Below are 5,008 nucleotides of genomic sequence, written 5' to 3'. Positions count from 1 at the left end.
CGGAACCATAAGCCGCCGTTACCGCAGCAATGGATATGTACTCGGTCAGAAGGTCAACAAACCTCACCCCCAACGCCGAGGCTCCCCAACCAACTGCCCCTGCACCCCAAACAACCCCATCTCCCGAATCACCGCCAACTCCCCCTCCGTCTCAACCCGCTCGGCAATCAACGGCAAGTCAATACTGTGAGCAGCGCGCTGGATCGCTTCAATAAACAGGCGCTTGTCACTCTCCTGATCAATGGCACGGATATAGCTGCCATCGATCTTCAGATAAGCCAACCCCAACCGCGACAAGTTGCCAATCATGCTGAACCGCCCACCAAAACGCTGCAGGCTCAGGGAGAAACCAAGCTCACGCAGGTGCCGAGTCAACTCCTCCAGCACCGCTTGCTCCGGCAGTTGCTCTTCACCAATCTCCAGGGTCAAGCGCGGCCCAAGGTTGGAATGCGCCCTCAGGATCTCAAAGACCTTGTTCAGCGCCTGCGGATCGGCCAACGTCGCCGAAGACAGGTTCAACGCCAGGGACTGGTCATGCCCGGCCATTTGCTTGAGCACCTGTTCGAGCATCAAGCGGTCCAGACGCGCGGTCCAACCGAAGCGCTCCAGCCATGGCAGAAAACGCCCGGCGGGGATGGTCTGGCCCTGCTCGTCCAGCAGCCGTGACAGCACTTTGTAATGCAGCACCACTTGGGTGTCCTGGGCGGCCACCACCGGTTGGAAGTACAGCTCGAAGCGCTGATTGCTCAAGGCCTGGTCGAGCAGATTGTGCCAGGCATGATGATCGTCACCGACGCTGGCCGAGGCGCTGTGGTCCAGGCAGGCCCAACCCGGTTCGCCCTGGCTTTCGGCCTGGGCAAGGGCCTGGTCGCCGAGCTGGAGCACGGCTTGCGGCGAGTCGCCATGGACGAATGGAGCCAGTCCGATGGAGGCCACCGAAGCCACATCGGTCGCACCGGTGGCATGCAGGCTCGCCAACGCGCTTTCGAGGTTCTGCGCCAGTTGCAGCGCTTCCTCGCGCACCAGCCCCGGCGCCAGCACGGCGAACTCCCCACCGCGGATGCGCGTCACCATGTTGTGGGTTTCAGGGTAGCGGGCGCATTCACGCTGTAATTGTTCGCCCACGGCCTTGAGCAACTGGTCGGTGCGCTGCCCGCCCAGCCGCTGGTTCAACCCGGCCAGGTCCTTGACCCGCAGCAACAGCAGATAACCGGAACTGGCCTGCTCGGGGTTGCTCACCCGGGCGTGGAGCTGCATTTCGAAATACCGCCGGTTGGCCAGTCCCGTGAGATTGTCCTGGTAAGACTCGACCCGCAGTTTTTCGCTACGCTCGGCCTGCTCCTGAAACAGCGCCTTGAGCTTCTCGACCATCTGGTTCATCGCCTGCACCACCCGGCGCAGTTCCGGGGTACGCGGCAACTCCGGCAGGCTCAGGAACTCGCGACGGGCGATGGCATGGGACTGGTGCACCATGTAATCCAGCGGCTTGAGCTGACGACGCAGCAGCAAGGCCCCCAGCACCGCGCTCACCGCGCCGCACAGCAGCAGCCAGCCCAGGCTGCCCAATGCGCTCTGCCACAGCTTGGCGAGGGCGAACATCGGGTGGCTGACCACTTCGACCCGCGCCGCCTGTTCCCAGCCACGGCTAACAATCGCATCGCCACCGGCCGGCTCCAGGCCGATGAGCTTGATGAACCATTGCGGCACGTTCCCGGCGTCGGGCGTGCCGGTACGCTCGACGAGGGTTTGGTCGGTGGCGACATCGACCACACGGATGGTTGCGTAATAGCCGCTGTCGAAAATCGAACTGACCATCAGCTCCACCATCGCCGGGTCGTCGATGTTCGGCGTCAGGGACAGCGCCAGCGCCGTGGCCGCGTCCTGGGCGTGGGAGCGCAACTGGTTGACGTACTGGGCCCGCGAGCTTTCCAGACTGACCATGAAGCTGCCGCTGAAGGCAACCACCAGGAACAGACAGATAGCGATCAACAGCTGTTTGAACAAGGACATCTGAGCGCGCGCTCCTAGTTAGTCGTCTCGACCGGAAAACCTTCGGCCTGCATTTTTTTCAACACATCCTGCCACCGGGACAGGCGCTTGGTGTCACCCACTTTCTTGTTGCCCTTGGCGCCTGGCAGCCACAATCCCTCGGCATTGAAAGAGTAGACCGGCAACAGATCGGTCCGCTGGCTGGCCGGCAGGATGCCGTCGATCAGGCTGTCGAGTACCAGCGGCATGGCATCGGGGGTTGCGTAGTAAGTGAGCACCATGTGCGCACGGTTCTGCCGCAACGCCTTGACGTAAGTGATGCGCAGCTTGTCACTGGACACCCCCAGACGACGCAGGCTGAAGTACTTGGCAATGGCGTAGTCCTCGCAATCCCCGGCCCCTTTCCACAAGGCCTGGATCGGGGTCTCCCAGTAATCGACCTGACGCCACAAGTCGATGTCTTCGACGTAGCGCACCCGTTTGTTGAAAAACAGGTTCACCACCTTGAGCTGCTCAAGCTCCGGCGTCTGCTTCTGGGTCGCCAACAATTGCTGCCAGGCATCGATCCGTTGCTGCCCTTCGCCCAACGGCCCATATAACGCTTGCGCCCGCCGGCTGATCTGCGCAAAGTCCCAGTCAGCCTGCAGGCCGCCCAGCATGAGGCCGGCCAGCAACAATGCCGAACACAGCCAGCGCAAGGACCTGGGAACAGGGAAAGGTGCAGCCAAGGGAAATACGTCCAAAAAGGGCCGTGGGAAATGCGTTGGATGGTGAAGCCTGGCCCGGCAAAAGACAATGGCAAGGTGCGATCACCACGAGCAGACTAAACTTTAGTTCAGGAACCGGGGCCGCGAGGTTTTGACGGCTTGGCAATCTGTAACTAATGTTGGCTTGGATCCAATTTTTGTTACTACCAGTCAGGGTGCGTTGTCGTGACACAAAAGCCCAAACCGCTAAGCACTATCCAGGTCAACGGGCCCATTCCCGCTGCCCAGGCGCGCTCACTCATCGAAGAATCCCTGCGCGAGGCCATACTCGACGGGCGCCTGCCCTGCGGCACCGCCCTGCGCCAGCAGGAACTGGCCGACCTGTTCGGCGTCAGCCGCATGCCGGTACGCGAGGCCTTGCGCCAGCTCGAGGCGCAATCACTGCTCAATGTGGTTCAGCACAAAGGCGCCGTGGTAGCCCCGTTGATCACCAACAATGCGATCGAAACGTACGCCCTGCGTTCGGTCCTTGAATCTTTCGCATTGCGCCTGTCCATTCCCCTCCTCGATGCCGAGGACCTGGCCATGGCCGCCCATTACATCGAGCAACTGGAAGCCCAGACCGACCACGCTGAAATCGGCAGGCTCAACCGGCTGTTTCACATGTCGCTTTATCACAAGGCACCCAACAGCAAACTGCTGGACCTGATCGAGCGCGAGCTCAATGAGGAAGAACGCTTCTTGCGCTTCCATCTGTCGTCCATGGGCTTGGGCAAACTGACCCAGGACGATCATCGCGCGCTGCTGGAGGCTGCTACGGCGCAGGACATCGACAGAGCGGTTGCCCTGCTGGAGCTGCATCTGGAAAAAGCCTGCGTCACCATCCGCCGCTATCTGGAACAACAACCAAGCCGTTGACCTGCCCCCCGCGCCCCGAGGGGCGCATCACTTTCTTACACATCCCTCCTACACGGTTTCTCGCCCGCCCGACGAGGCCGCAGCGTAGCCGCGCCCTGTCGCCCCCATCAGTTCAATGGCACTGCCATCGATTTGGGCCCACTCTTGCGTTTGTCGATTAAAAAACAGACCTGAAGAAGTCAGCGCCTGGCCGCAGCCAGGCGAATCGAAGCCAACACGCAAGGAGCACCGCCCAACCGGCGGGATGATCGGAAGTCCGACCGATGTCCCCCCATAAAACAACAACTTCTTATTTCCCTGTCCCCTGAAGTGCTCCGAGTGAGGCATTCACTCAACTTCTTCGATTCTGATACTTCTCTATCGGAAGGAGCGGCTTCGCCTGAATAAAACTTATATTAAAAGTTTTAATACCCCTCTTCGCGCCCAATAAATAACCCCCTTTAAATAATTAAAAAAACACTTGCCGCTTACTTGTTCGGTGTATTAGTTTTTTATCCGTCGAGTTGTTATCGACCGCTTACATTTATGGCTTGGGCCTGAAAAACCTTGCCCGCACGCCATGAATGCGCAGTTAAGACGAGCACTTCAATACTTTCGAAACTTATGGACTCCGGTTCAGGCACCCGCTCGCTTTTATTAAAGCCCGGGTGACTTTTCCGAACAAACATCATTGATGAGGACGTTCCGATGCAGCCAACCAAAGAACAACTATCTCTGAAAAAACACGCCCTTGGCCAACACCCGGTTTTTTCTGAAATAACATCAATCGATCTGCTGCGCCGCTTTATGCAAAGCCATGTTTTTGCCGTGTGGGATTTCATGTCACTGACCAAACGGCTGCAACGGGAGCTGACCTGTGTCCACTTGCCCTGGTTACCGCCGGCCGACCCACACGCTGCACGTTTGATCAACGAAATCGTCCTGGGCGAGGAGTCGGATGACCGCCCCGGAGCCGGCTATTGCAGCCATTTCGAACTGTACCTGGACGCCATGCGCGAGGTTGGCGCCGATACTCGCGCCATTGAGCAGTTCATCACCTTGCAACAGGAAGGCGTCAGTCCCGAAACAGCCTTGGAGAGCGTCGAAGTGGAGCCGGCGGCGGCCCGGTTCGTCCGCCAGACACTGCAAACGGCGCTGCACGCACCGGCCCACAGCGTGGCCGCCGCCTTCGTGCATGGCCGCGAGAGCGTCATCCCGCAGATGTTCCAGCGCATGCTGGACGCTTGGGGCATCGGCCTGGATCAGGCGCCGACGTTTCGTTATTACCTGCAGCGGCACATCGAAGTGGATTCCGAGGACCACGGCCCGGCAGCGGAAAAACTCTTGGCCCGGCTGATCGATGGCGACCCGCAGCGCGAAACCGAGGTGCTGGCCGCTGCACTCGCCGCCGTCCA

The 5,008-nt window shown here is 60.0% G+C and carries 4 protein-coding genes; 2 read left to right on the top strand and 2 right to left on the bottom strand.

Features of this window, described 5'->3' with window-relative positions; genetic code table 11:
• Positions 1-63: 63 nt before the first annotated feature.
• Positions 64-2,010, bottom strand: coding sequence for a cyclic di-GMP receptor LapD (lapD, locus tag GSM73_RS03060; RefSeq protein WP_047230504.1), 1,947 nt, complete (start codon positions 2,008-2,010; stop codon positions 64-66).
• 14 nt (positions 2,011-2,024) lie between these two features.
• On the bottom strand, positions 2,025-2,648 hold the full coding sequence (lapG, locus tag GSM73_RS03055; protein WP_370695181.1) for a cysteine protease LapG: 624 nt from the start codon (positions 2,646-2,648) through the stop codon (positions 2,025-2,027).
• 273 nt (positions 2,649-2,921) lie between these two features.
• Between lapG and GSM73_RS03050 the strand changes: the two genes are divergently transcribed.
• Together GSM73_RS03050 and GSM73_RS03045 are read left to right on the top strand one after the other, a co-directional pair.
• Entirely contained in the window at positions 2,922-3,614 is a 693-nt protein-coding gene (locus tag GSM73_RS03050; RefSeq protein WP_160891528.1) for a GntR family transcriptional regulator, read from the top strand.
• 687 nt (positions 3,615-4,301) lie between these two features.
• On the top strand, positions 4,302-5,008 hold a 707-nt coding region (locus GSM73_RS03045; protein WP_160891532.1), incomplete at its 3' end, for a DUF3050 domain-containing protein.

The sequence above is a fragment of the Pseudomonas sp. PICF6 genome, from assembly GCF_009831705.1.
GTDB classification, from domain to species: domain Bacteria; phylum Pseudomonadota; class Gammaproteobacteria; order Pseudomonadales; family Pseudomonadaceae; genus Aquipseudomonas; species Aquipseudomonas rhizophila.
Note: the sequence above shows the minus strand (reverse complement) of the source record. Positions and strands in the feature narration are given on the sequence as shown.

Bases quoted from the DNA above. Each gene is read 5' to 3' on its own strand.
- lapD (WP_047230504.1), bottom strand. From the start codon at position 2,010: ATGTCCTTGTTCAAACAGCTGTTGATCGCTATCTGTCTGTTCCTGGTG.
- lapG (WP_370695181.1), bottom strand. From the start codon at position 2,648: ATGCTGGGCGGCCTGCAGGCTGACTGGGACTTTGCGCAGATCAGCCGG.